Source organism: Methylobacterium sp. UNCCL125 (genome assembly GCF_900116795.1).
Lineage (GTDB): Bacteria > Pseudomonadota > Alphaproteobacteria > Rhizobiales > Beijerinckiaceae > Methylobacterium > Methylobacterium fujisawaense.
In genome coordinates this window covers 15,412-39,691 of record NZ_FPBW01000010.1, presented here as the reverse complement: position 1 = coordinate 39,691, position 24,280 = coordinate 15,412, and the positions used below count along the sequence as shown (strand labels likewise).

Sequence of the window (24,280 nt, the reverse complement as noted above, 5' to 3'; positions counted from 1 at the left end):
CGCAAGCCATGTCTTATCAGTTTTCCTCTCAAATCTCCGTCTAACGTGCGATCATTAAAAAAGATTTATACTTTATTACAACGCAATAATCGTCGATTATATGAGTTATTATTTTACATTTATCGATATACGGCAGACCTAATCGTCAATTTGGCAGATTCGTCCGGACGGATAGAGGACCCCTCCGCATATCCGGCATGTGACGGGAAAGGCCCGTCGAAACGATCCGATCCGGGGCGGCCCTCAGCACTTCGCGAATGACGGGTGCGCGCGCGGACGTCAGCGGGCCGCAGCGAGGGGGGCGAACACGTCCAGGAGGCCGTTCACCAGGATCTGCGTGCCGACGCACAGCAGCAGGAAGGCGAAGAGGCGGCCCATCACCCGGGCGCGGGCCGGGCCTATGAACGCCACCACCCGGTCGGCGGAGGCGTAGAGCACGGCGACCGTGGCGGCGACCGCGAGGGCTGCCAGCGTGACGCCGATGTAGAAGCTGAACCGCTCCGCATAGGCCGTCGGCCGGTTCGCCCCCAGGGTGATGGCAACCGCGATCGTCCCCGGTCCCGTGGTGAACGGCAGCGTCAGGGGGAAGAAGGCGATGTCGGAGAGGGGGCCCGGTGCCGGATCGCCCTGCGGCTCTGTCGAGACCGCGCCGCGGCCCGCCGAGCCCGAGGCCTCGGCCTGCTTGCGCGCCTCCCGCGCCTCCGGCCGGTTTAGCTGCGTCCAGGCCGACGACATGACCACGAGTCCGCCGGCGATGCGCAGCGCCCCCAGCGTGACGCCGAAGAAATTGAGGATCGGCGTACCCGCCCAGAGGGCGCCGAGCATCACCAGGGCGGCGTAACCGCCGATCCGCCGCGACAGCAGAACGCGCTCGGCGTGGCTGAAGGCGCTCGTCACCTGCGCGAAGATGAACGCACCCCCGATCGGGTTCACGATCGAGAACAGGGCCGACAGGGCGAGCAGGAACTGCTGGGTGGTGAGGTCGAGGCTCATCAGGTCCAACCGGATCGCACGCTGTCCTGGACCATCGACCGCCGTGGATGGGGATCGCGCATCCGGATCAGCCCGGGGAGGGGGCCGGCACCAGCACACGGGCCGGCGCGAGACGGCGGGCGCGCCGCACCTGCTGCACGGCGACGGGCCGGTACAGCTGCTTCGTCGCGTCGACCACGTGCAGGCCCGCGAAGGGCAGGGACAGGCTGGTGCCGAGCCACTCCCAGGCGGGTCCGGTGCGCAGCATCAGGCGCGAGCGTGCCGGCGGCATGTACAGGGTCTCGGCCCAGCTCACCGGCGAGAACAGCGTATCCCGCATCAGCCGTCCGAGCTGCGAGCGGCTGTAGGGCTGGCCGTGACCGAAGGGCGTCGCCTCCCGGCGCGCCCAGACGCCCCGGCGGTTGGGCACCACCAGGATCATGCGGCCGCCCGGGGTGAGGGTCCGCCAGACCTCCTGCAGCAGCTCTGTCGGGCTCTCCACCGATTCGAGGGCGTGGACCAGGATGACCCGGTCGATGGCGGCCTCGGGCAGCGGCATCATGGTGGGATCGGCCAAAGCCGCGCAGGAACGCCCGGTGCTCGGCCAGTTCACCACGCCCTGCGTGGCCGGCATGAAGGCGAGCGTGCGCTCGGCGATATAGTGGACCGGCCCGAGATAGGGCGTCGCGTAGCCGATCCCGAGGACGCGCAGCCCCGAGACCGAGCCGAGGAAATCGTGGAGCGCGCGGCCGACCACACGATGCGTCGTGCGGCCCAGAGGGCTGGCGTAGAAGGCCCGCAAGCCGTTGACGTCGAGACGCATGGGAACAGAAGATCGCGATCGGAACGGTCGTTGTACTCAATGGTGAGCCGCGCGCCGCGCGGCAAGCGTCCGAGGAACCCGGCGGGACCATCACCTGTTCACGGCAACAGATTTCGCGCCCCTTCGCGTTCCTGGGAGACCCCGTCCGATGGCCGCCGAGACCGAGATTCGCACCTTCCTCTGCCGCAGCGACAATATCGGCGTGCTCATCCGCGATCCGGCGACCGGCGCCTGCGCGGCGATCGACGTCCCGGAGGCCGGGCCGGTCCTGAAGGCCCTCGACGAGACCGGCTGGCGCTTGACCGACATCCTCGTCACGCACCGGCACGGCGACCATGTCGAGGGCATCCCGGCGGTGAAGCAGGCGACCGGGGCCCGGGTGGTCGCCCCCGCCAAGGCCGGGGACGCGGTCCCTCAGGTGGACGTGACGGTGCGAGAGGGCGACACCGTCGCGATCGGCCGCCTGGAAGCCCAGGTCTGGGAGACGCCGGGCCACTGCGCCGACCACGTGACCTATTGGTTCGCCCAGGCCGGCCTCGTCTGCGCCGGGGACACCCTGTTCACCCTCGGCTGCGGGCGGGTGATGGAGAGCCCGCCCGAGACCCTGTACCGCTCCCTGCGGCGCTTCGACGATCTGCCCGACGCGACGCAGGTGTTCAGCGGCCACGACTACGTACTCTCCAACGCACGCTTCGCCCTGGCTGCCGATCCGGACAATCCGGACCTGAAGGCGCGCTTCGCCGAGGCCGAGCGCGCCAAGGCGGAAGGCCGCTTCCTGATCCCCTCGACCATGGGCGCGGAACGGGCGACCAACCCGTTCCTGCGCAGCGGACAGCCGGCCCTGGCCCGGTCCGTCGACCTACCGCCGGAAAGCGATCCCGAGGCGGTGTTCGTCGCCTTGCGAGCGTGGAAGAACCGCTTTTAACGCAGGTGATAACGAGAAAAATTTGTTGCCTTCTCAAGGCAAACTGACACATAGGGATGTTTAAGCGGTCCTAATCCGCTCAGGTAACCGGGCTCCCGGGGGGAAGCCGTAACGTCAACGCGAAGCGCCGGGACGCTTCAGCCGGTATGATGGGGGTCCGTCTCGCCCTACCACCTGTCCACTTCCCGCCTGCCGCTGCCTTTCCTCAAGCCAGAGTCCGACGGGTCCAAGGAGGAGGCGCTCAGCGCCAAGCCCAAGATTTCCGTCGCCGACGCACTCCACGAAAATGGTGACGCGGCCAGTCCTGCGCGCCCGCGGGCGCCGGTTGCGGCCGACGTCCGGCTGCTCGGCATCGCCACCGAGCATCTGTCGCGGCTCGGCCCCAAGCGCGTGACGGTCGTGGCCGTTGCCGCCGAGGCCGGCATGACGCACGCCAACGTGTACCGTTACTTCCCGTCGAAGGACGCGCTCCTCGACGCGGTGGCGGGGCGCTGGCTGCGCGAGGTCGAAGCCCGGCTCGCCGGCATCGCCGACGCGCCCGATCCCGCCGACGACAAGATCGAGCGCCTGCTGACAGCCCTCGCGACGGTCCAGCGGGACGCCCTGTTCGACGAACCGAACCTGTTCGCGGTCCATCTCGACGCCACCGTGTCGGCCCGGCCGATCGCCCGGCGGCATCGCGTCCGCCTGCGCAGTCTCGTGGAGCGGGTGGTCGAAGAGGGGATCACGTCCGGGATCTTCTCGGCTCGCGATCGGGAGCGGGCGATCGCCTACATCTTCGACGCGAGCTACCGCTTCACGCATCCCCTGGCGATCCAGCACGATGCCGAAGTGCCCCGCGACCTGATCGAGGCCCGTTTCGGAGCCGTCATCCACGCGATCCAGCGGGTGCTCCGCTCCGGCATCCTCTGATCCACCGCTTTCGCGAACGCCGCTCGCCGGGCCCGGACTTCCCTGTCCGGGCCCTTGTCGTTTCCGCGCTGCGGGCCGATCCGAGCGCCGCCCCCGACCGAAATGACAGGTTTCAAAATCTGTCATCGAGACTTCGGAGCGCCGGCGGAGCCGGGTGCACTGCACCTAAAACCTTCGCGACGTTGACGTTTCGGCACACCCCTCGCCTCGTTGAGAGGCCGCCGGACGCCTCGGACGCGCCGGCCGCGCACCCTGCATCGGGTTGAAGCCACGGTGCTTTTCGGCCACACAGCCGCGCAGATTTCAGAGTGACGAATCCGGTCTCGGACCCTGGCGGCCGAGCACGGCCGGCCTCGCGCACCGCATCACCGAAGTCGAACGCAGCGGAGACAAATCCGACATGGCTCGCAACAAGATCGCGCTCATCGGTGCCGGCCAGATCGGCGGCACCCTGGCACTTCTCGCTGGCCTCAAGGATCTCGGGGACGTGGTGCTGTTCGACATCGTCGACGGCGTGCCGCAGGGCAAGGCGCTCGACATCGCCGAGGCCGCCCCGGTGGAGGGCTTCGACGCGACCTACGCGGGCGCGAGCGACTACGCCGCCATCAAGGGGGCCGACGTCGTGATCGTCACCGCGGGCGTGCCGCGCAAGCCCGGCATGAGCCGCGACGACCTGATCGGCATCAATCTCAAGGTGATGCAGGCGGTGGGCGAGGGCATTAAGACCCACGCGCCGGACGCCTTCGTGATCTGCATCACCAACCCGCTCGACGCGATGGTCTGGGCGCTCCAGAAGTTCTCCGGTCTGCCCACCAACAAGATCGTCGGCATGGCCGGCGTTCTCGACTCGGCCCGCTTCCGCCACTTCCTGGCCGAGGAGTTCAAGGTCTCGGTGGAGGACGTCACCGCCTTCGTCCTCGGCGGCCACGGCGACGACATGGTGCCGCTGACCCGCTACTCGACGGTGGCGGGCGTGCCGCTGACCGACCTCGTCAAGCTCGGCTGGACCACCCAGGAGAAGCTCGACGCCATGGTCGAGCGCACCCGCAAGGGCGGCGGCGAGATCGTCAACCTGCTTAAGACCGGCTCGGCCTTCTACGCGCCCGCCGCCTCCGCCATCGCCATGGCCGAGAGCTATCTGCGCGACAAGAAGCGGGTCCTGCCCTGCGCCGCCTATCTCGACGGCCAGTACGGCGTCTCCGGCATGTTCATCGGCGTGCCGATCGTGATCGGCGCGAACGGCGTGGAGCGCGTGCTCGAGGTGACCTTCGACGCGGCCGAGAAGACGATGTTCGACAAGTCGGTCGCCTCGGTGGCGGGCCTGATCGAGGCCTGCAAGGGCGTCGACAGCAACCTCGCCTGACCGGTAAGCGGATACCGGGCCGCGCGAAGCGTTCGGGGATTCGAATCCCAGTCGCTCCGCGCTGTTCGTTGCCACCTATTCGCTCCTCCCTACGAGGCTCCGATGAACATCCACGAATACCAGGCCAAGGCCGTGCTGAAGGAGTTCGGCCTGCCCGTCTCCCGCGGCGTGGCCATCTTCAACCCGTCGGAGGCTGAGGCCGCCGCCAAGGAGCTCGGCGGCCCGGTCTGGGTCGTGAAGAGCCAGATCCACGCGGGCGGCCGCGGCAAGGGCACCTTCAAGGGTGCACCCGAGGGCGCCAAGGGCGGCGTGCGCGTCACCAAGTCGATCGACGAGGTGAAGCAGTATGCGGGCGAGATGCTCGGCCAGACGCTGGTGACGATCCAGACCGGCCCGGCCGGCAAGCAGGTCAACCGCCTTTACATCGAGGAAGGCGCGCAGATCGCCGAGGAATTCTACCTCTCGATGCTGGTGGACCGCGCCACGGGCGGCGTCGCCTTCGTGGTCTCCACCGAGGGCGGGATGGACATCGAGGCGGTGGCCCACGACACGCCCGAGAAGATCCACACGATCGCGGTCGATCCGGCCACGGGCGTCATGCCCCATCACGGCCGCGCCGTCGCCAAGGCGCTCGGGCTGTCCGGCGCCCAGGCCAAGGAAGCCGGCGCGCTCACCGAGAAGCTCTACGCGGCCTTCGTCGCCAAGGACATGAGCCTCCTCGAGATCAACCCGCTGGTGCTCACCGCGGACGGGCATCTCAAGTGCCTCGACGCCAAGATGGCCTTCGATTCGAACGCCCTCTACCGGCACCCGGACATCGTGGCGCTCCGCGACGAGACCGAGGAGGACGCCAAGGAGATCGAGGCGTCCAAGTACGACCTCGCCTACATCGCGCTCGACGGCACGATCGGCTGCATGGTCAACGGCGCCGGCCTCGCCATGGCGACCCTCGACATCATCAAGCTCTACGGCGAGGAGCCGGCGAACTTCCTCGATGTCGGCGGCGGCGCCTCGGAGGAGAAGGTCACGGCGGCGTTCAAGATCATCACCGCCGATCCGAACGTGAAGGGGATCCTCGTCAACATCTTCGGCGGGATCATGAAGTGCGACGTGATCGCCAACGGCGTCATCGCGGCCGTGAAGGCGGTGGGCCTGCAGGTGCCGCTGGTTGTGCGCCTCGAGGGCACGAACGTCGAGGAGGGCAAGGCGATCATCCGGAATTCCGGTCTCAACGTGATCCCGGCGGACGACCTCGACGACGCCGCCCAGAAGATCGTCGCCGCCGTGAAGGGAGCCTGATCATGTCGGTGATGATCGACGCCAACACCAAGGTCATCTGCCAGGGTTTCACCGGCAAGAACGGGACCTTCCACTCCGAACAGGCCATCGCCTACGGCACCAAGATGGTCGGCGGCACGAGCCCCGGTAAGGGCGGCTCGACGCATCTCGGCCTGCCGGTGTTCGACACGGTGGCCGAGGCCCGCGAGGCCACGGGCGCCGATGCCTCGGTGGTCTACGTGCCCCCACCCGGCGCCGCCGACGCGATCTGCGAGGCGATCGCCGCCGAGATCCCGCTGATCGTCTGCATCACCGAGGGCATTCCGGTGCTCGACATGGTCAAGGTGAAGCGGGCGCTCACCGGCTCGAAGTCGCGTCTGGTCGGGCCGAACTGCCCGGGCATCGTCACGGCGGGCGAATCGAAGATCGGCATCATGCCGGCCAACATCTTCCGGCAAGGCTCGGTCGGTATCGTCTCGCGCTCCGGCACGCTGACCTACGAGGCGGTGTTCCAGACCTCCAATGCCGGCCTCGGCCAGACCACCGCGGTGGGCATCGGCGGTGATCCGGTGAAGGGCACCGAGTTCATCGACGTGCTGGAGCTGTTCCTCGCCGATCCGAAGACCGAGTCGATCGTGATGATCGGCGAGATCGGCGGCTCGGCCGAGGAGGAGGCTGCGCAGTTCCTGAAGGACGAGGCCAAGCGCGGGCGCAAGAAGCCGATGGTCGGCTTCATCGCCGGCCGCACGGCGCCTCCGGGCCGCCGCATGGGCCATGCCGGCGCGATCATCTCGGGCGGCAAGGGCGGCGCCGAGGACAAGATCGCCGCCATGGAGGCCGCGGGCATCCGCGTGTCGCCGTCGCCGGCCCGGCTGGGCTCGACGCTCGTCGAGGTCCTGAAGGGCTGAGGGCAAGCGCGCCTGCGTTGCGGCCATCGCAGGGCCGCAACGCCCATATCGGGCGTGCAGACGATTTCAGCGGGGCGGTCACCCGCCCCGTTTCGGTTTGAGGGCGATCCGCCGCACTGACGGGGAGCCCGAAGGGCAGGGGAGCCTGCCCGCGCGACAGGATGGACGCACCATGGCACGCCAGGACGTGAACGAAGCGCTCCTCGAAACCTCGTTCCTCTACGGCGCGAACGCCGCCTACATCGAGGAATTGCAGGCGGCCTACGCCCGCAACCCGTCCTCGGTGGATCCGGAGTGGCAGACCTTCTTCAAGGGGCTCGGCGAAGACGAGACCCTGGTCGAGAAGAACGCCGCCGGCGCCTCCTGGGAGAAGCCCAACTGGCCGGTGCCGCTGAACGGCGAGCTGGTCTCGGCGCTCGACGGCAACTGGGGTGCCCTGGAGAAGGCGGTCGGCGACCGCATCGTCGCCCGGGACGGCAAGGACGCCAAGGACGCGAAGCCCGGCAAGCCGCAGGATAGCGTCACCGCAACCACCGGCGTGTCTGTGGAGCAGGCGACGAAGGATTCGGTGCGGGCGATCATGCTGATCCGCTCCTACCGCATGCGCGGCCACCTGCACGCCAAGCTCGACCCGCTCGGGCTTGCCCCCCGCGGTGACCACGAGGAGCTGCACCCGCAGCATTACGGCTTCACCGAGGAATCCGACTGGGACCGCCCGATCTTCCTCGACAACGTGCTCGGCCTCCAGTTCGGCACGATCCGCGAGATCGTCGACATCCTGGAGCGGACCTACTGCCAGACGCTCGGCGTCGAGTTCATGCACATCTCCGACCCCGCCGAGAAGGCGTGGATCCAGGAGCGCATCGAGGGCAAGGACAAGGAGATCTCCTTCACGCCCGAGGGCCGCCGCGCGATCCTCAACAAGCTGATCGAGGCCGAGGGCTTCGAGAAGTTCCTGGACCTTAAGTACACCGGCACGAAGCGCTTCGGCCTCGATGGCGGCGAGTCGATGATCCCGGCGCTGGAGCAGATCATCAAGCGCGGCGGCGCGCTCGGCGTCCGCGAGATCGTGCTCGGCATGGCCCATCGCGGCCGGCTCAACGTGCTCACCAACGTGATGGCGAAGCCCTTCCGGGCGGTGTTCCACGAGTTCAAGGGCGGCTCGGCTTCCCCGGCCGAGGTCGAGGGCTCGGGCGACGTGAAGTACCATCTGGGCGCGTCCTCGGACCGCGCCTTCGACGGCAACAACGTCCACCTGTCGCTCACCGCCAACCCATCGCACCTCGAGATCGTCGATCCGGTGGTGCTCGGGAAGGTCCGCGCCAAGCAGGACCAGTGGGCCAAACCCAACATCGAGCGCCGCACGGTGCTGCCGCTGCTGATTCACGGCGACGCCGCCTTCGCGGGCCAGGGCGTGGTGGCCGAATGCTTCGGCCTGTCGGGCCTGAAGGGCCACCGCACCGGCGGCTCGATCCACTTCATCATCAACAACCAGATCGGCTTCACCACCGATCCGCGCTTCTCGCGCTCCTCGCCCTACCCGTCCGACGTCGCCAAGATGGTCGAGGCGCCGATCTTCCACTGCAACGGCGACGATCCGGAAGCCGTCACCTTCGCGGCCAAGGTGGCGGTCGAGTACCGGCAGAAGTTCGGCAAGCCGGTCGTGATCGACATGCTCTGCTACCGCCGCTTCGGCCACAACGAGGGCGATGAGCCGGCCTTCACCCAGCCGAAGATGTACCAGCGGATCCGCAAGCATCCCTCGGTGCTGGAGAATTACGGCCGCAAGCTCGTCGAGAACAGCTCCGTGACCCAGGAGGCGCTCGACGCCCGAAAGGCCGAGTTCCGCGGGATGCTCGACACCGAGCTCGACGTCGCCAACACCTACAAGGCCAACAAGGCCGACTGGCTCGACGGCCGCTGGTCCGGCGTGAAGGCGGTCCACGAGGACGTGGACGATCCGCGCCGGGGTCGCACCGCCGTGCCGGCCGAGACCCTGCAGGAGATCGGGCGCAAGATCACCCAGGCGCCGCCCGGCTTCCACCTGCACCGCACGATCCAGCGGTTCATGGACAACCGCGCCAAGGCGGTGGAGACGGGTGTCGGCATCGACTGGGCGACCGCCGAGGCGCTGGCCTTCGGGGCGACCCTGCTCGACGGCAACCGGGTCCGTCTCTCCGGCCAGGATGTCGAGCGCGGCACCTTCTCGCAGCGCCACGCGGTGGTGATCGATCAGGAGAACGAGCAGCGCTACACGCCGCTCAACGCCATCCGCGAGGGCCAGGCCTCCATCGAGATCATCAACTCGATGCTCTCCGAGGAGGCGGTGCTCGGCTTCGAGTACGGCTACTCCCTGGCCGAGCCGAACGCCCTGGTCCTCTGGGAGGCGCAGTTCGGCGATTTCGCCAACGGCGCCCAGGTGGTGATCGACCAGTTCATCGCGTCCGGCGAGCGCAAGTGGCTGCGCATGTCCGGCCTCGTGCTGCTGCTGCCGCACGGCTACGAGGGGCAGGGGCCGGAGCACTCCTCCGCCCGGCTGGAGCGCTACCTCCAGGCCTGCGCCGAGGACAATATGCAGGTCGCCAACGTCACGACGCCGGCGAACTACTTCCACATCCTGCGCCGGCAGCTGAAACGCGACTTCCGCAAGCCGCTGGTGCTGATGACGCCGAAGTCGCTGCTGCGCCACAAGCGTGCCGTCTCCAGCCTCGACGCGCTGGCCGAGGGCTCGACCTTCCACCGCGTCCTCTGGGACGACGCCGAGGAGGAGGGCGCGCCGAACAAGCTCGTGCGCGACGACAAGATCCGCCGCGTCGTCCTGTGTTCCGGCAAGGTCTATTACGACCTGCTGGAGGAGCGGGAGAAGCGCGGGCTCAACGACATCTACCTGATGCGCGTCGAGCAGCTCTACCCGTTCCCGCTCAAGGCCCTGGCCAACGAGATGGCCCGCTTCCGCAACGCCGACGTGATCTGGTGCCAGGAGGAGCCCAAGAACATGGGTGCCTGGTCCTTCGTCGAGCCCTACCTCGAGTGGGTGCTCGGCCAGGCCGGCTCCGCGGTGAAGCGCGCCCGGTACGTCGGCCGTCCGGCCTCCGCCTCCACGGCGGTCGGCCAGATGTCGAAGCACCAAGCGCAGCTCCAGGCCTTCCTCAACGAGGCCCTGGCGGTCTGATCATCCGGCCATGGCCTATTTCCTGCTCCGTCTGGAACCGCCCCGCCCGAGCTTCCCGTTCGACGCGACGGAGGCCGAGAAGGCGCTGTTCTCGGCCCATTCCGGCTACTGGATGGAGCAGGCGGCCGCAGGGGCCGCCATCGCGGTCGGGCCCGTCTTCGAGTCCGGCGGCACCTGGGGCCTGGCCCTGGTCGAGGCCGACGACGCGGCCCAGGCCGAGGCGCTCGGCGAAGCAGATCCCGTCCTGATGGCGCAGGCAGGCTTCCGGTACACCGTCTCGCCCGTTCCATCCCTGATCCTGCGGCGCTGACGTCGCGGCCCGACATCCAGAGGAGGCCCCCCGCGGGGCAGAAGAGAGCATGGCAACCGACATCCTCGTCCCGACCCTCGGCGAATCCGTGAGCGAGGCCACGATCGGCCGCTGGTTCAAGAAGCCCGGCGACACGGTCGCGGCCGACGAGCCGATCGTCGAGCTCGAGACCGACAAGGTCACCCTGGAGGTCAACGCCCCGGCGGCCGGCGAGCTCGGCGAGATCCTGGTCAAGGATGGGGAGACCGTGGAGCCCGGCGCCCTGCTCGGCTCGATCGTCGAGGCCGGCGCGGCCGGCAGCGGCAAGAAGGCCGCCCCCAAGGAGGCTCCGAAGGAGGCCGCCGAGATCAAAGCCGAGAGCCGGAGCGAGGCCCCGAAGGCCGCCGCCCCCGCGAAGGCCGAAGCGCCCGCCCAGGAATCCTCTGCCGGCTACGGCAACCACGGCGACGCCGCCGCTCCGGCGGCAGCCCAGCAGCGCCCGGTGGGCGACAACGGCCCGGCGGTGGCGAAGCTCGCCCGGGAATCCGGCGTCGACCCGTCGGCGGTCAGTGGCTCCGGCAAGGACGGCCGCGTCACCAAGGGCGACATGCTCGGCGCCATCGCCAAGGGTCCGTCGGCCGCGCCCGCCAAGGAGGCCCGACCGACCCTGCCGCGCGCGCCCTCGGCGCCGGACGACGCCGCGCGCGAGGAACGCGTGCGGATGACGAAGCTGCGCCAGACCATCGCGCGCCGCCTCAAGGACGCGCAGGACACGGCGGCGATGCTGACGACGTTCAACGACGTCGACATGTCGGCCGTGATGGCGATGCGCAGCCAGTACAAGGATATCTTCGAGAAGAAGCACGGCACGAAGCTCGGCTTCATGGGCTTCTTCACCAAGGCGGTGATCGGCGCCCTCAAGGACGTGCCGGCGGTCAACGCCGAGATCGACGGGCAGGACCTCGTCTACAAGAACTACTACCACATCGGCATCGCGGTCGGGACCGATAAGGGGCTCGTCGTGCCGGTGGTGCGCGACGCCGACGACCTGTCGATCGCCGGCATCGAGAAGAAGATCGCGGGCTTCGGCAAGAAGGCCCGCGACGGCAAGCTCTCCATCGAGGAGATGCAGGGCGGCACCTTCACGATCACCAACGGCGGCATCTACGGCTCGCTGATGTCGACGCCGATCCTCAACGCGCCGCAATCGGGCATCCTCGGCATGCACCGCATCGAGGAGCGCCCGGTGGTCCGGGCCGGCAAGATCGAGGCCCGGCCGATGATGTACCTCGCGCTGTCGTACGATCATCGCATCGTCGACGGTAAGGAGGCCGTGACCTTCCTGGTGCGGGTGAAGGAGGCGCTGGAGGATCCGGCGCGGCTCGTGCTGGACCTCTGAGGTCGTCATGTCGGGCGCTGAGAACAGGGTTGCGATCGTCACCGGCGGCAGCCGCGGCATCGGCCGAGCCGTGTCGCTGCTTCTCGCGGAGCGCGGCTACGCGGTCTGCCTGAGCTACGTGTCGGACGCCGCCGCAGCCAAGACCGTGGTGGACGCGATCACCGCCAAGGGCGGCAAGGCGCTCGCCGTGAAGGGCGATGTCGGCAGCGAGGCCGACGTCATCGCGCTGTTCAGGGCGGCCGACGGGCTCGGGCGCCTCGCGGCTTTGGTCAACAATGCCGGCGTCGTCGACGTGAAGTCCGACGTCGCCGACATGACCGAGGGCCGGCTCCAGCGGATGATGACAACCAACGTGGTCGGCAGCTTCCTGTGCGCCCGCGAGGCGGTCCGGCGGATGTCGACCAAGCGCGGCGGGGCAGGGGGCGCCATCGTCAACCTGTCCTCGGTGGCGGCGCGGCTGGGCGGCCCCGGTCAGTTCGTGGATTACGCCGCCTCGAAGGGGGCCATCGACGCGCTGACGATCGGGCTCGCCCGGGAGGTGGCCGCCGAAGGCATCCGGGTCAACGCGGTGGCGCCCGGCATCATCGCCACCGAGATCCATGCCAGCGGCGGCGAGCCGGACCGGGTGGAGCGCCTCGGCCCGGGCGTCCCGATGAAGCGGGCCGGCACCGCCGAGGAGGTGGCCGCACCGATCGTGTGGCTGCTCTCGGAGGAGGCCTCCTACACCACGGGCGCCATCCTCGACGTCGGCGGCGGCCGCTGAGCCTCAGCCCGACCTGACATTCCCTGCCCGTCTCACACGCGGCACGACCGAGCGGAAGCGAAGCCTCATGTCCTACGATCTCGTCGTCATCGGCACCGGTCCCGGCGGCTACGTGTGCGCCATCCGCGCGGCGCAGCTCGGCCTGCGGACCGCCGTGGTCGAGAAGCGCGCGACCCATGGCGGCACCTGCCTCAATGTCGGCTGCATCCCGTCGAAGGCCCTGCTGCACGCCTCCGAGGCGTTCGAGGAGGCCAACACGCATTTCGCCGATCTCGGCATCGATGTCGGCACGCCGAAGCTCGACCTGAAGAAGATGATGGCCTTCAAGGCCGAGGGCGTGGCGGGCAACACCAAGGGCGTCGAGTTCCTGCTCAAGAAAAACAAGGTCGAGACCTTCCACGGCACCGGCCGGATCGCGGGAGCCGGCCGGGTCGAGGTCGTGTCCGAGGATGGCGGCAACCAGATGCTCGAGACCAAGAGCATCGTCATCGCCACCGGCTCGGACGTGGCGCGGCTGCCCGGCGTCACCATCGACGAGAAGGTGGTGGTTTCCTCGACCGGCGCCCTGGAGCTCGACCGGGTGCCGAAGAAGCTCCTGGTCATCGGCGCCGGCGTGATCGGTCTGGAGCTGGGCTCCGTCTGGCGCCGGCTCGGCTCCGAGGTCACCGTGGTCGAGTATCTCGACCGGGTGCTGCCCGGCATGGACGGAGAGGTCGGAAAGCAGTTCCAGCGGATCCTGACCAAGCAGGGCATCGCCTTCAAGCTGTCCACCAAGGTGACCGGCGTCGAGGTCGGCAAGAAGGGCGGCGCGACCGTCTCCGTGGAGCCGGCCGCGGGCGGCGCGGCGGAAACGCTCCAGGCGGACGCGGTCCTCGTCTGCATCGGCCGGGTCCCCTACACGGAGGGCCTGGGCCTCGACACGGTGGGCGTCCAGCGGGACGACAAGGGCCGGATCCTCACGGACTCGCACTACGCCACCAACGTCACCGGCATCTACGCCATCGGTGACGTGATTGCCGGCCCGATGCTGGCCCACAAGGCCGAGGACGAGGGCGTCGCGGTGGCCGAGATGCTGGCCGGCCAGTCCGGCCACGTGAACTACGGCGTGATCCCGAACGTGGTCTACACGTTCCCGGAGGTCGCCTCGGTGGGCAAGACCGAGGAGGAGTTGAAGAAGGACGGCGTCGCCTACAATGCCGGCAAGTTCCCCTTCACGGCCAACGGCCGGGCCAAGGCGAACGGCACCACGGACGGCTTCGTGAAGGTGCTGGCCGACGCCCAGACCGACCGGGTGCTGGGCGTGCACATCGTCGGCGCGGATGCCGGCAACCTGATCGCCGAGGCGGCGGTGGCGATGGAGTTCGGTGCCTCCTCGGAGGACATCGCCCGGACCTGCCACGCGCATCCGACGCTGACCGAGGCCGTCAAGGAAGCCGCCCTGGCGGTGAGCAAGCGCGCGATCCACGTCTGAGTGGCGGGCGGACGCAGGAGCGTCCATCCGCAGGGGCGCTGGGACAAGGGGCGGCTCTCCGAACTGCCGCTTGTCCTGAGCCGCCGAAGCGCAGCGCAGACCATGAGGCAGGGCGCCGGAGACCGTCCCGCTCCCCGAAGCCCCCTTCGAGGCTCGCTTCGCGGGCACCTCAGGATGAGACTGGGAGATCGCGGCCGCCTGCCGGCGGCGGGATCAGGCGATCTTGCGCCGGGAGTTCGGCAGGTCGGCGATCCGCAGGAGGGCACTCGGTGCGGGCGGCGCCGTCAGGGCGTTGAGCAGGTAGGGCCTGCGCAGGCCCAGGGCGTTGTGCAAGGCGAGGTCGATGTCGCGGGCGTAGAACGGCATTCGCAGGACCGCATCGACGCCGAAGTAGCGGCCGGCCTGGGCGACGGGCTCCAGCTCGGACGTCGTCAACAGTGTGATCCGGGTCGGAAGGCTGAGGGGCTGGATCTGGCAGGCCAGTTCGAGCCCGTCGATGCCAACGAGCTTCACGTCGATGAAGGCGAAGTCGTAGGCGGCAAACTTCAGCTGCCTGAGGGCGTGGCGTCCGTCATCCGTCTCGTCGAGGTCGATGGCGAAGCCGCTGCGCGCCACGACACGGCTGATGGCCGAGCGCCCCGCCGGCGTCGAGCAGGCGAGCAGAGCCCGGGTCGGGGCGCGGCGCCGGGCATCGGCGTGGAGCAGCTGCTCGATATGGCCTGGATCGAGGGGGGTCTTCAGAACCTCGTAAGCCCCGAGGCTGGTGGCGATCTCCTGCCAGTGCGGCAGGACGCGGGTGGCGACCAGAACCAGACAGGGCGGCTCCGCACCCGCGCGACGCGCCACGGCGACGGCTTCGGGCCCGCTCAGGTCGTCAAGCTGAAGCCCGACGAAGGCCAGAGTCGGGCGGTGACGCAGCAGGATGTCGCAGAGCGCCTGACCGGAGGTCGCCTCGTCGATCACGGCGCGTGGATCGAAGCGCAGGACGATCTCTCGCAGGGAGAGGCGCCGGCCCGGATCGCAATCCGCGATCACGACACGTGCCGGCGCCCCTCCGTCCTCAAGCTCCATGACGCCCGCCCAAGCCGATCCGAATGTTCATGCTCATAGTGGCTGAAGATCGTGACGAAGCTCTTAAAAAGTGCGGTTGTGCAATGAGCCGATCGGATGACGCGTCTATAGATGATGTTGAACAGCCCCGAAGTCGAAACTTCCAGCACTCTTGATCAGCGACCCGCCCGGGGATGGGCCGCCGCGTAGGCGCTCATGAGACGGGCGGCATCGACCTGGGTGTAGAGCTGAGTGGTGGACAGGGAGGCGTGGCCGAGGAGTTCCTGGATCGCGCGCAATTCACCCTGGCGGGCCAGCAGATGGGTGGCGAAGGAGTGCCGCAGGGCGTGCGGCGTGGCGCTGTCGGGCAGGCCGAGGGCTCCCCGCGCGCGGGCCACCGTATACTGGATGATCCGCGGCGACAGGGCCCCCCCGCGCGCGCCGACGAAGAGCGGCCCCTCCGGCGGCAGCGGCAGCGGGCAGGCGGCGAGGTAGTCGGCCACGGCCTGCGCCACCACGGGCAGGATCGGCACCATGCGCTGCTTGCCGCCCTTGCCGAGCACGGTGACCTGGTCGACCCCGGGCAGGGGCGCGTCGCGGCGAGTCAGTCCGAGGGCCTCGGAGATGCGCAGGCCTGCGCCGTAGAGCAGCGCCAGCACGGCGGCATCCCGGGCGAGAACCCAGGGCGCGCGTTCCTCGCCGGCGCGAATCGCCGTGTCGGTCAACGCCACGGCGGCGCTGACGGGCAGGGGTCGCGGAAGCCGCCGCGGAACCTTGGGCGAGCGCACGCCGCCCAGGGCCGAGACGGTGCCGAAGCCCTCGCGTTCGAGGAAGCGTGCGAAGGAGCGCAGGCCCGCGAGCATGCGCATCAGCGAGCGCCCGGAGACCTCCTCGGCCCGGCGCGCCGCCATGAAGGCGCGGATGTCCCGCACCTTCAAGCCGACGAGCATCGGGATGGTCGGCGTGCTCTGCCGCGACGCGAGGTGGTGGAGAAACTGACGGAGGTCGCGCCCGTAAGCCTCGACGGTGTTGGGCGACATTCGCCGCTCGCGGGCCAGCCCCTCGATCCAGGCCTGGACGGCCGCGCGGAGGCGGGCATCGCCCGGAAACAGCAGCCGATCGCCTTCGGTTTCGTGCGCGCTCATGGTGCCACTCGACCGGATCATCCTTGCTGGGAGCTTAAGACCCTGCCTTGGTGAAACCGGGTGTTCACGATACGTACGGCAGCCTCGGGCCGTTCACCGAGCCGTGGAGCCCCATGACAACCCCCATCCGCATCCTCGGCATCGATCCCGGCCTGCGCCGCACCGGCTGGGGCCTGATCACCGCGCAGGGCACGAAGCTCACCTACGGCGATTGCGGCGTCGTGACCTCGGACGGCGACCTGCCGCTGGCCCTGCGCCTGCGCGAGCTGTTCGAGGGGATCAGCCGCATCGTCGAGACCGTGCGGCCCGACGAGGTCGCCGTGGAGGAGACCTTCGTCAACAAGGACGCGCAGGCGACGCTCAAGCTGGGTCACGCCCGGGCGATGGCGCTGGTGGTGCCGGCCCTCGCCGGCCTGCCCGTGTTCGAATACGCCGCGAACCTGATCAAGAAGACCGTGGCGGGCTCCGGTCACGCCGAGAAGGTACAGATCCAGGCGATGGTGCGCTTCCTCCTGCCGAAGGCCGAGTTCCGCGTGGCGGACGCCGCCGACGCGCTGGCCATCGCGATCACCCATGCCAGCCATCGGGACGCCCACGCCCTTCGGCAGGCGCATCTGCCGAAGGGCAAGCGCCGCACGCTCACCGGCCAGGCGGCCGCGGGACAGGGGCTCGAAGGGAAGGGATTCTCCGCCGCCGCAGCCGCGCGCATCGAGGCCGCATTGGCGAAACAGGGCTGACGGGATCGGGAAGAACTTGGTGGGGGAAGTAGGACTCGAACCTACGAAGCTTACGCAGCGGATTTACAGTCCGCCCCCTTTGCCGCTCGGGACATTCCCCCAAGGCAGGTTTCTCACCCGCGGCGCCCTTATGGTGAGGGGGCGGCCGGGTGTCAACGCTTATGGTGAGCTGATCCGCGTTGGCGCGTGCGGCAACCGTGGAGAGCGGTGCGGTTTCGATCGATCGCACCGCGCGAGCGCCTCCCTGTCCGCCCCTCGGAGAGGGGGACGAAAACGCGAACGTTCCGCGACTCCAGGGATTCACAAAGGAATCCGGATCGGCCACGGTGCGCGGATGTCATCCTGCTTCGCCAGTCCTTGACCCGCCCCGCCCCGTCTCTGCGGTCCCACCAGCGCACGCTGATGGCCCTGGTCGCGGCCATGGCGCGCGGCGAGGCGGCCCATGTCCGGAAGATCCTGGCCGCGGTGACGCCGGGCGGCGGCAAGTCGCTGCTGCCGGTGATCGCCGCGCACGGGCTGATCGCCGCCGGGCTCGTCGAGCGCGTGGTCTGGGTGGTGCCGCGGGATTCCCTGCGATTGCAGGCGGAGGAGGCTTTCGCCGACCCACTCTGGCGCGCCGCGTTCGGGCACGCCCTCAGCGTGCGGGCGGCGGACAACGAGCGCGACCCGGCGCGGGGTCTGGCCGGCTACGTCACCACCTATCAGGCGGTCGCCGCCGCCCCGGCGCTCCACCTCGCGGAAGCCCGGGCGCACCGGACCTTGCTGGTCGTCGATGAGGTCCATCACCTGCCGGTGCCCGGACGGCCCGGCGCCGACGAGAACGCCGCCGAGGACGCGGAAGCGGGGGCGTGGTCCCGCGCGATGCTGCCCGTCATGGAGGCAGCGACCGTTCGCCTCTACCTGTCCGGGACGCTGGAGCGCGCGGACGGGCGACGCATCCTCGGCCTGCCCTATCAGCCCGCCGCGCCCGGCCGCGGGCCGGATCTCGACCTCGACGCGCCCGGCCTCGCGGTGATCGGCTATTCGCGGGCGCAGGCGCTGGCGGAGCGGGCGGTGCTGCCGGTGACCTTCGGCGCCATCGACGGCGAGGCCAGCTGGCTGGAGGGCGGCCGGATCGCCGGCGACAGTCCGCGGGTCGGCCCGCACCGGCTGGGTGCGGGCTCGGTCCGGATCACCACCCGGCCGGCCCTGTTCACCGCCCTGCGGACCGGCTTCGCCCGCGACCTGCTGAGCGAGGCCTTCTTCGCCACGAAGCGCCTGCGTGCCCGGCGCCGGGCCGAGCGGGATCTCCCGCCCGGCGAGCCGGCCCGGGGGCTCGGCAAACTCCTCGTGGTGGCGCCCGATCAGGCGAGCGCGCGGGCCTACCTCGCCACCCTGCGGGACTGGATGCCGGCCGGGCAGGGCGAGCGCGACGTCCGGCTCGCGACCTCCGGCCAGGGCGACGCCCACGCGGCGCTCGCCGCGTTCCGGCTCACGCCGGAACCGGCCGTGCTGGTGACGGTGGCCATGGCGTATGAGGGCCTCGACGCCCCCGAGGTCGCGGTGGTCGCAGCGCTGACCCATATCCGCTCGCGGCCCTGGCTGGAGCAAATGCTCGCCCGGGCCACCCGGGTCGATCCGCATGCGGGCCCCTACGACGGGCAGCAGGCCCTGATCTTCCACCCCGACGACCCGCTCTTCGCCCGGTTCCGCCTGGAACTGGAGACCGAGCAGGGCAGCAGCGTGCGGCCGCCCCGCGAGCGGCCGGCGAGCGCCATCGTGCCCGAGCGGACCCGCTGGCGCGACGACGAGCCGGCCGGGATCACGCCCCTGGAGAGCAACGCGATCGGGCTGCGCTACGCCCTGCTGCGCCCCCGCCTGCCCGAGCCTGTCCCCACGACACCCGCGCCCGAACCGCCGTCGATCACCGAGCGGACCCTGCGCCAGCGGCTCGCCGCCGCGGTGGCGGCCCAGGCGGTCGAGGACGAGACGTCCCTGCGGGTGCCCCGCGGCGGCAACCTCGCCCACCGGTACAACGCCGTGCTCAAGCGCGTCCTCGGCAAGGGGCGTGCGACCATGACCCTGCCCGAGCTGGAGGCGGCCTTGTCCTGGCTTGAACGCAACCGCCTCGCCGACCATCTCGACTGCCTCGACGGCGATGCCCGCTACGCGTGGTCCGCCCGCCAGCGCCGCGGCCGCTGGCAGCCGGAGCGCGCCGCCGGCCGCTGAACCGGCGCGGGAGGGAGAGAGCCGTGACCGAGAGCCTGCCCGCCGCCTTCACCGCGACACTCTCGGCGCCCGAGCCGCCGCCCGGCTGGCCCGCACCGCTCGCCGCGCTCTGGTGGCTCGCCCACGATCCGTCCGGACCCGCCTCCGCCGCCTGGGACCGGGCCCACCGCCTCGTTCAGGACGCCGCCGGGCCCGATGCCGCCTGGGTGCACGCCCATCTCCACAGGATCGAGGGCGATGACGGCAATGCGCGCTACTGGTACGGCCGCGCCGGCCAGCCGGGCCCGCACGGCACGCTCGCGCAGGAGCGGGCCGCGCTCGTCGGCGCCCTCTTTAAGCCGATCTGATCGCCCGGCCCCCGCCGAGTCTCGGAACGCCCGGCCTCACAGCCAGTTGAATGGCCGCCCGGTGCGGAGATCGGGCCTCGATCATCGGAGCGGATCCATGAGCCTTCTCGGCAGCATCGTCAGCAAAATCCTCCATCCGTTCGGCGGGGGTAGCGCGGACGCGGCCCCCGCCCCCTCCGGCGGCACGACCGGCACGAGCGCCCCGTCCACCCCGTCGGCCCCCGGCACCGCCGGCGGCGAACCCGTGGACGTCGCGGCGGTCCTCACCGGCCTCGCCGAGAAGAACCCGCAGAAGCTCGACTGGCGCCACTCGATCGTCGACCTGATGAAGCTGCTGGGCCTCGATTCCGGTCTCGCCTCGCGCAAGCAGCTCGCCGACGAGCTGCACTACACCGGCGACAAGGACGATTCGGCCAGCATGAACATCTGGCTGCACAAGCAGGTCATGCAGAAGCTCGCCGAGAACGGCGGCAAGGTTCCGGACGATCTGAAGCACTAGATCGCCCGTTTCATCTTACCTGAGCATCGCCGCGGGCGGCCTGTGACGGCAGCCCGCGGCACTGTCCCGGACGATGCGGGCGGGAGAAGCGAGGCTGCCGAACGCCTGCGCTTGTCCCCGGCAGCAGGCCTTGCAGGGGCCCTGTCCTTTCCGATCACATGGACCGCGTCACACAGCGCCGAATCACGGGGCGCCGGGGAGCGATCGGTCATGTCCATACCGATGGGGCATCACAGGGACCCGTTCCGAGGGCTGCACCTTGCGCCCATCGCCGCCGCCGTCGCCCGCGGCGATCTCGCCGGCATCGCCGCGCTGGCCCCGGGCATGAACCTGTCCGACCGCGGCGACCAGAACATGACCCTCCTCGAATGGGCGATCTGGAACGGGCAGCCGCGCGCATTGTCCGCGCTTCTCGAGGCCGGCGCCGACCCGTCCGAACCGGGCCTCGACCAAGAGACCGTCATGCACATGGCCGCGATGGTCGAGGATCCGCACTATCTGGAGATCCTGCTGCGGCACGGCGCGCCGGTCGATCCCGTGAGCGCGCGCCGTCACTGGACGCCCCTGTTCCGTGCAGTCCAGAATCGCCGGGAGGCACAGATTGCGTCGCTGCTGCAGGCCGGCGCGGATCCGAACCGGGTCGATGACACCGGCAATTCCCTGCTCCATCTGGCAGCGCAGGTCGGTGCGGCCAACCCGTGGGTGCTGAGGCTGCTTCAGGCCGGCCTCGACCCGACGCTGCGGAATGCACAGCAGAAGACATTCCAGCCGTATTTCTTCACGACGCCCGATCATCTGCTGAACGATGCCGCGCGGCAGACCCGCTCCGCCGTCCGCACCTGGCTGATCAATCACGACATCCCGCTGGACGAGGCGCGCTGACGTGGCATCCACAGGGTCCGACGCGTCAGCACGGCCAAGGCATGCCCGGGCCGGCCACGCCCCATCCGTCCGATCCGCCGCGAAGCCCCCGCGGGACATCGCATCGGCGGGGGCCCGAGAGGCACACGAACCTGCCCCGGGCTCTCGCCCGTCAGCGCCCGGTGCGGACCCGAGTCCAGAGCCGGGTGACGAAGCGCTGGGTGCGGTCGTCCCAGGCGGTGTTGATCGACAGGCGCTGCATCGTCGCCTCGTCCGGGTAGATGCCGGTATTGTTCAGGATCTCGGGCTTCACGAATTTCTTCGCCGCGAGGTTGCCGCTGGCATAGGAGACGAAGTTGGTGTTGGCCGCCGCCACATCGGGCCGCATCATGTAGTCGATGAAGGCCAGGGCCTCGGCCGGGTGGGCGGCATCCTTCGGGATCGCGAAAGTGTCGAACCACATCAGCGCACCCTCTTTCGGCACCACGTAGGCGATGTCGATCCCGTTCTTGGCCTCCTCGGCCCGGCGCTTGGCCTGCATGATGTCGCCGGAATAGCCCACCGCCAGGCAGATATCGCCGTTGGCCAGCGCCTGGATGTATTCCGACGAGTGGAACTTCCGCACGGCGCCGCGCACCTTGTAGAGGGCGTCGGTCACCAGGGTCAGGTCGTCCCAGCGCTTCGAATCCGCCTTGGCGCCGAAGACCGGGAGCAGGCTGGGGATCAGATCCTCGGGGCTGTCGAGCATCATGATCCCGCACTCCTTCAGCTTGTTCGCCGAAGCGGGATTGAGGACGACGCTCCAAGAGTTCAGCGGCGCATTGGGACCCAGCCGCTCGCGGACGGCGGCGACGTTGTAGCCGATGCCGGTCGTGCCCCACATGTAGTCGACGGCATAGGTGTTGCCGGGGTCGTAGGCCGCCAGCCGGCTGGTGACCTCCGGCCAGAGATTGCCGAGGTTCTTGAGCTTGGACTTGTCCAGCGGCAGGAAGGCGCCGGCCCGGATCAGCCGCTGCAGGTAGGGCCCCGATGGCACGACGATGTCGTAGCCAGACCGGCCGGCGAGCAGCTTGGTCTCCAGGATCTCGTTGTTGTCGTAGGTGTCGTAGACGACCTTGATGCCGGTCTCGCGGGTGAAGGCCTCGAGCACCTTCGGGTCGATGTAATCCGACCAATTGTAGATGTTGACGACCCGCTCCTCGGCGGCCGGGGCCGGCCGCGCGAGGGGCAGGGCCGCCAGGACGCCTCCCAGCAGGGCGGCCGCGGCGGCCGCCAGCACCGAGCGACGGCGGCCGCTCATCGGCTCTTCGCGGCCACGATCACGATCTCCACGAGGTACTCGGGCGCCGCGAGCTTGGCCTCGACGGTGGCGCGCGCCGGCGGGTTCTCCGGGGAGACCCAGGCATCCCACGCGGCGTTCATCTCCGCGAAGGTCGCGATGTCGGCGAGGTAGATCGTGGCCGCGAGGATGCGTGCCTTGTCGCTGCCGGCGGCGGCCAGGAGACGGTCGATCTCCGACAGGATCTGCTGGGTCTGGATCGTCACCCCGGTGCCGACCGTGTCGGACGCGACCTGACCGGCGAGATAGACCATGTCGCCGAAGACGACGGCCTGCGACATCCGCTTGCCCGGCTCGATCCGCTGAATGTCCATACCCGCCTCCACAACCTTGAGAACCGGCGTATCTGCCGTCGCACCCACCCGGCCGTAAAGGGCCACACACGCACGCACCGCTGGAACACGCGGAAAATCGTCACCGCGGGGCAGGGTGCGGGCAACCGTCGCGGGTCTCGAAGCGTTCTGCCGCCATCGACAGTCATGCTTTGGGGTTTGTCATGGGTATCCTCTGGACCATCATCATCGGTTTCCTCGCGGGCGTCATCGCCAAGTTTCTCATGCCGGGACCGAATGAGCCGGCGGGCTTCATCCTGACGACGATCCTCGGCATCGTCGGCGCCTTCGTGGCGACGTTCCTCGGCCAGGCCGTGGGCTGGTACGGGCCGAACCAGGGAGCGGGCTTCATCGGCGCCATCGTGGGCGCCGTGGTGGTTCTGTTCATCTACGGCATGATCGCCGGCCGCCGCACCACCACCTACTGATCCTTCCGGCCGACCCGGAAACGATGAGGGGCGCCCCGCGGGGCGCCCCTTTTTCTTTGTCGTCCGATCGGCCTGCGCGCTCAGAAATGCTCGGAGGCGGCCTTCACGGCGCAGTGGCCGGTCGCGCCACGCACCGCCAGGCCGACGCCGACGACGAGCGCCAGCAGGCTCAGAAGCTTGTTGGGCCGCGGCTGTGCGGCCACGGCCGCGATCCCGAGCCCGAGAGCCACCGAGACAGCGCGCTCGGTGGTGGAGATGTTCGGCTCCCCGCTGAAGATGTCGTGCATCATGTCGTTGGCCATGGACGGATCCCTGTTGTGAAGGTCGCCGGTCGAACGCGGGCGCGCCGGCTGCGTTCCCTTCGCGGTCGGACGGGGCGGCCGCGGATGCCGCCGGACCCGTCGCGCAGGGTGCCGGACGCGGTGGCGATCCTGGTCCTCGCTTACACCCCCGGTGTTCCAGCGCGGCGCCCTAGCGCTGCGCCGGCCCGTGACCCGCCGAGGCGAGGCTGCGGGTGCTCGACGACGCCGTGGACGCGCCGCCGGGCCGGAGACTCCGCGGGCCGTGCTGCGGCGCCTTGCGGAGGCCGCGCATGCGTGTCCTCCGGACTGGGTGATCGCCCTCGCGGATCACCGGTCGCCGTCGATCAGGCCTCTTACACATCGAAGGCGCAGGGCCTGTATCCGCCGTTTGGCCTTCGGCTGGCGCCCTTGTCCGCGTGGATCGCGCAGACGCGCGATGTCCTGAAACCCGGAACGGCTTGGGCCGTCGCCCCACTCGCGAGATGACGAGCGACGGGCGCTGATCGCCAAGACGGGCCATGCGCAGGCGTGGCAGCGACGTCCGCTTCGGTGCGTCTGCAGCCGGGACGTGAACCGTCGCGAAGCCACCCATCGCAGCCCCCATGCAGTCGAACCGGGCAGGCTCCGTGCGGGTGCGCGTCGCCGCGCCCGCGATGAGGGAGGGGGCACCGCTCCGGGCGGAGGCGGGGCGATGCGCCATGAAAAAGGGCGCGGCCCCGTAGGACCGCGCCCATCTGAACCATCCCGCGCCGGCCGA

At 69.6% G+C, this 24,280-nt stretch carries 23 protein-coding genes and 1 tRNA gene; 16 read left to right on the top strand and 8 right to left on the bottom strand.

Annotation, left to right across the window (positions count from 1 at the left end):
• Positions 1–279: 279 nt before the first annotated feature.
• Positions 280–993 (bottom strand): MarC family protein, encoded by a 714-nt coding sequence (locus tag BM396_RS11715; RefSeq protein ID WP_043354982.1) that lies wholly within the window; start codon positions 991–993, stop codon positions 280–282.
• A 67-nt stretch (positions 994–1,060) separates the two neighbouring features.
• The gene (locus BM396_RS11710) at positions 1,061–1,795 is read right to left on the bottom strand and encodes a methyltransferase domain-containing protein (protein WP_043354966.1); all 735 of its coding nucleotides are present in this window, start codon (positions 1,793–1,795) and stop codon (positions 1,061–1,063) included.
• A 148-nt stretch (positions 1,796–1,943) separates the two neighbouring features.
• Here BM396_RS11710 and gloB point away from each other — a divergent pair, with 148 nt between their 5' ends.
• The 10 genes from gloB (at position 1,944) to lpdA (ending at position 14,275) form a co-directional block, all read left to right on the top strand.
• Entirely contained in the window at positions 1,944–2,720 is a 777-nt protein-coding gene (gene gloB / locus BM396_RS11705; RefSeq protein ID WP_043354964.1) for a hydroxyacylglutathione hydrolase, read from the top strand.
• Positions 2,721–3,062: 342 nt separating this feature from the next.
• A complete protein-coding gene (locus tag BM396_RS11700; protein ID WP_007560094.1) occupies positions 3,063–3,632 on the top strand; it encodes a TetR family transcriptional regulator in 570 nt (189 codons plus the stop codon).
• A 400-nt stretch (positions 3,633–4,032) separates the two neighbouring features.
• Positions 4,033–4,995 (top strand): malate dehydrogenase, encoded by a 963-nt coding sequence (gene mdh / locus BM396_RS11695; RefSeq protein ID WP_043354955.1) that lies wholly within the window; start codon positions 4,033–4,035, stop codon positions 4,993–4,995.
• Positions 4,996–5,097: 102 nt separating this feature from the next.
• Complete coding sequence (gene sucC / locus BM396_RS11690; RefSeq protein WP_043354953.1) at positions 5,098–6,294, top strand: ADP-forming succinate--CoA ligase subunit beta; 1,197 nt, start codon at positions 5,098–5,100, stop codon at positions 6,292–6,294.
• Positions 6,295–6,296: 2 nt separating this feature from the next.
• Positions 6,297–7,181 (top strand): succinate--CoA ligase subunit alpha, encoded by an 885-nt coding sequence (sucD, locus tag BM396_RS11685; RefSeq protein ID WP_043354951.1) that lies wholly within the window; start codon positions 6,297–6,299, stop codon positions 7,179–7,181.
• A 172-nt stretch (positions 7,182–7,353) separates the two neighbouring features.
• Positions 7,354–10,353, top strand: coding sequence for a 2-oxoglutarate dehydrogenase E1 component (locus tag BM396_RS11680; protein WP_043388850.1), 3,000 nt, complete (start codon positions 7,354–7,356; stop codon positions 10,351–10,353).
• Positions 10,354–10,363: 10 nt separating this feature from the next.
• Positions 10,364–10,663, top strand: a complete 300-nt coding sequence (locus BM396_RS11675) for a YciI family protein (protein ID WP_043388853.1) — start codon at positions 10,364–10,366, stop codon at positions 10,661–10,663.
• Between the two features lie 49 nt (positions 10,664–10,712).
• Complete coding sequence (odhB, locus tag BM396_RS11670; protein WP_043354944.1) at positions 10,713–12,041, top strand: 2-oxoglutarate dehydrogenase complex dihydrolipoyllysine-residue succinyltransferase; 1,329 nt, start codon at positions 10,713–10,715, stop codon at positions 12,039–12,041.
• Between the two features lie 7 nt (positions 12,042–12,048).
• On the top strand, positions 12,049–12,804 hold the full coding sequence (locus tag BM396_RS11665) for an SDR family oxidoreductase (protein WP_043354942.1): 756 nt from the start codon (positions 12,049–12,051) through the stop codon (positions 12,802–12,804).
• Positions 12,805–12,871: 67 nt separating this feature from the next.
• Positions 12,872–14,275 (top strand): dihydrolipoyl dehydrogenase, encoded by a 1,404-nt coding sequence (gene lpdA, locus BM396_RS11660; RefSeq protein WP_043388856.1) that lies wholly within the window; start codon positions 12,872–12,874, stop codon positions 14,273–14,275.
• Between the two features lie 213 nt (positions 14,276–14,488).
• On the opposite strand, the gene BM396_RS11655 is transcribed toward lpdA, so the two are convergent.
• Together BM396_RS11655 and BM396_RS11650 are read right to left on the bottom strand one after the other, a co-directional pair.
• Entirely contained in the window at positions 14,489–15,346 is an 858-nt protein-coding gene (locus BM396_RS11655) for a response regulator (protein ID WP_043388859.1), read from the bottom strand.
• Positions 15,347–15,501: 155 nt separating this feature from the next.
• Positions 15,502–16,470 (bottom strand): tyrosine recombinase XerC, encoded by a 969-nt coding sequence (locus BM396_RS11650; protein ID WP_043388863.1) that lies wholly within the window; start codon positions 16,468–16,470, stop codon positions 15,502–15,504.
• 113 nt (positions 16,471–16,583) lie between these two features.
• On the opposite strand from BM396_RS11650, the gene ruvC reads away from it, so the two are divergent.
• Positions 16,584–17,207 carry a crossover junction endodeoxyribonuclease RuvC gene (ruvC, locus tag BM396_RS11645; protein WP_043388865.1) on the top strand — a complete coding sequence of 208 codons (624 nt, stop codon included), beginning with the start codon at positions 16,584–16,586 and terminating at the stop codon, positions 17,205–17,207.
• A gap of 17 nt (positions 17,208–17,224) precedes the next feature.
• Here ruvC and BM396_RS11640 read toward each other — a convergent pair.
• Positions 17,225–17,308: transfer RNA gene (locus tag BM396_RS11640), tRNA-Tyr, on the bottom strand.
• Between the two features lie 301 nt (positions 17,309–17,609).
• Here BM396_RS11640 and BM396_RS11635 point away from each other — a divergent pair.
• From BM396_RS11635 to BM396_RS11620, 4 genes are all read left to right on the top strand, one after another.
• A complete protein-coding gene (locus tag BM396_RS11635) occupies positions 17,610–19,415 on the top strand; it encodes a DEAD/DEAH box helicase (RefSeq protein WP_043388867.1) in 1,806 nt (601 codons plus the stop codon).
• A gap of 23 nt (positions 19,416–19,438) precedes the next feature.
• Positions 19,439–19,762, top strand: a complete 324-nt coding sequence (locus tag BM396_RS11630) for a hypothetical protein (RefSeq protein WP_043388869.1) — start codon at positions 19,439–19,441, stop codon at positions 19,760–19,762.
• A gap of 97 nt (positions 19,763–19,859) precedes the next feature.
• On the top strand, positions 19,860–20,261 hold the full coding sequence (locus BM396_RS11625) for a DUF3597 domain-containing protein (protein ID WP_043388871.1): 402 nt from the start codon (positions 19,860–19,862) through the stop codon (positions 20,259–20,261).
• A gap of 210 nt (positions 20,262–20,471) precedes the next feature.
• Positions 20,472–21,143, top strand: coding sequence for an ankyrin repeat domain-containing protein (locus BM396_RS11620; RefSeq protein WP_081948906.1), 672 nt, complete (start codon positions 20,472–20,474; stop codon positions 21,141–21,143).
• A gap of 151 nt (positions 21,144–21,294) precedes the next feature.
• Here BM396_RS11620 and BM396_RS11615 read toward each other — a convergent pair whose 3' ends face one another.
• Together BM396_RS11615 and BM396_RS11610 are read right to left on the bottom strand one after the other, a co-directional pair.
• Complete coding sequence (locus BM396_RS11615) at positions 21,295–22,422, bottom strand: polyamine ABC transporter substrate-binding protein (RefSeq protein WP_051976353.1); 1,128 nt, start codon at positions 22,420–22,422, stop codon at positions 21,295–21,297.
• Positions 22,419–22,775, bottom strand: coding sequence for a RidA family protein (locus BM396_RS11610; protein ID WP_043354990.1), 357 nt, complete (start codon positions 22,773–22,775; stop codon positions 22,419–22,421). Before BM396_RS11610 ends, BM396_RS11615 begins: the two co-directional genes overlap by 4 nt.
• 182 nt (positions 22,776–22,957) lie before the next feature.
• Here BM396_RS11610 and BM396_RS11605 point away from each other — a divergent pair, with 182 nt between their 5' ends.
• The gene (locus BM396_RS11605; protein WP_043354988.1) at positions 22,958–23,221 is read left to right on the top strand and encodes a GlsB/YeaQ/YmgE family stress response membrane protein; all 264 of its coding nucleotides are present in this window, start codon (positions 22,958–22,960) and stop codon (positions 23,219–23,221) included.
• An 80-nt stretch (positions 23,222–23,301) separates the two neighbouring features.
• Here the strand turns inward: BM396_RS11605 and BM396_RS11600 are convergent, their stop codons facing one another.
• Positions 23,302–23,523 carry a YgaP family membrane protein gene (locus BM396_RS11600; RefSeq protein WP_043354986.1) on the bottom strand — a complete coding sequence of 74 codons (222 nt, stop codon included), beginning with the start codon at positions 23,521–23,523 and terminating at the stop codon, positions 23,302–23,304.
• Positions 23,524–24,280: the final 757 nt, after the last annotated feature.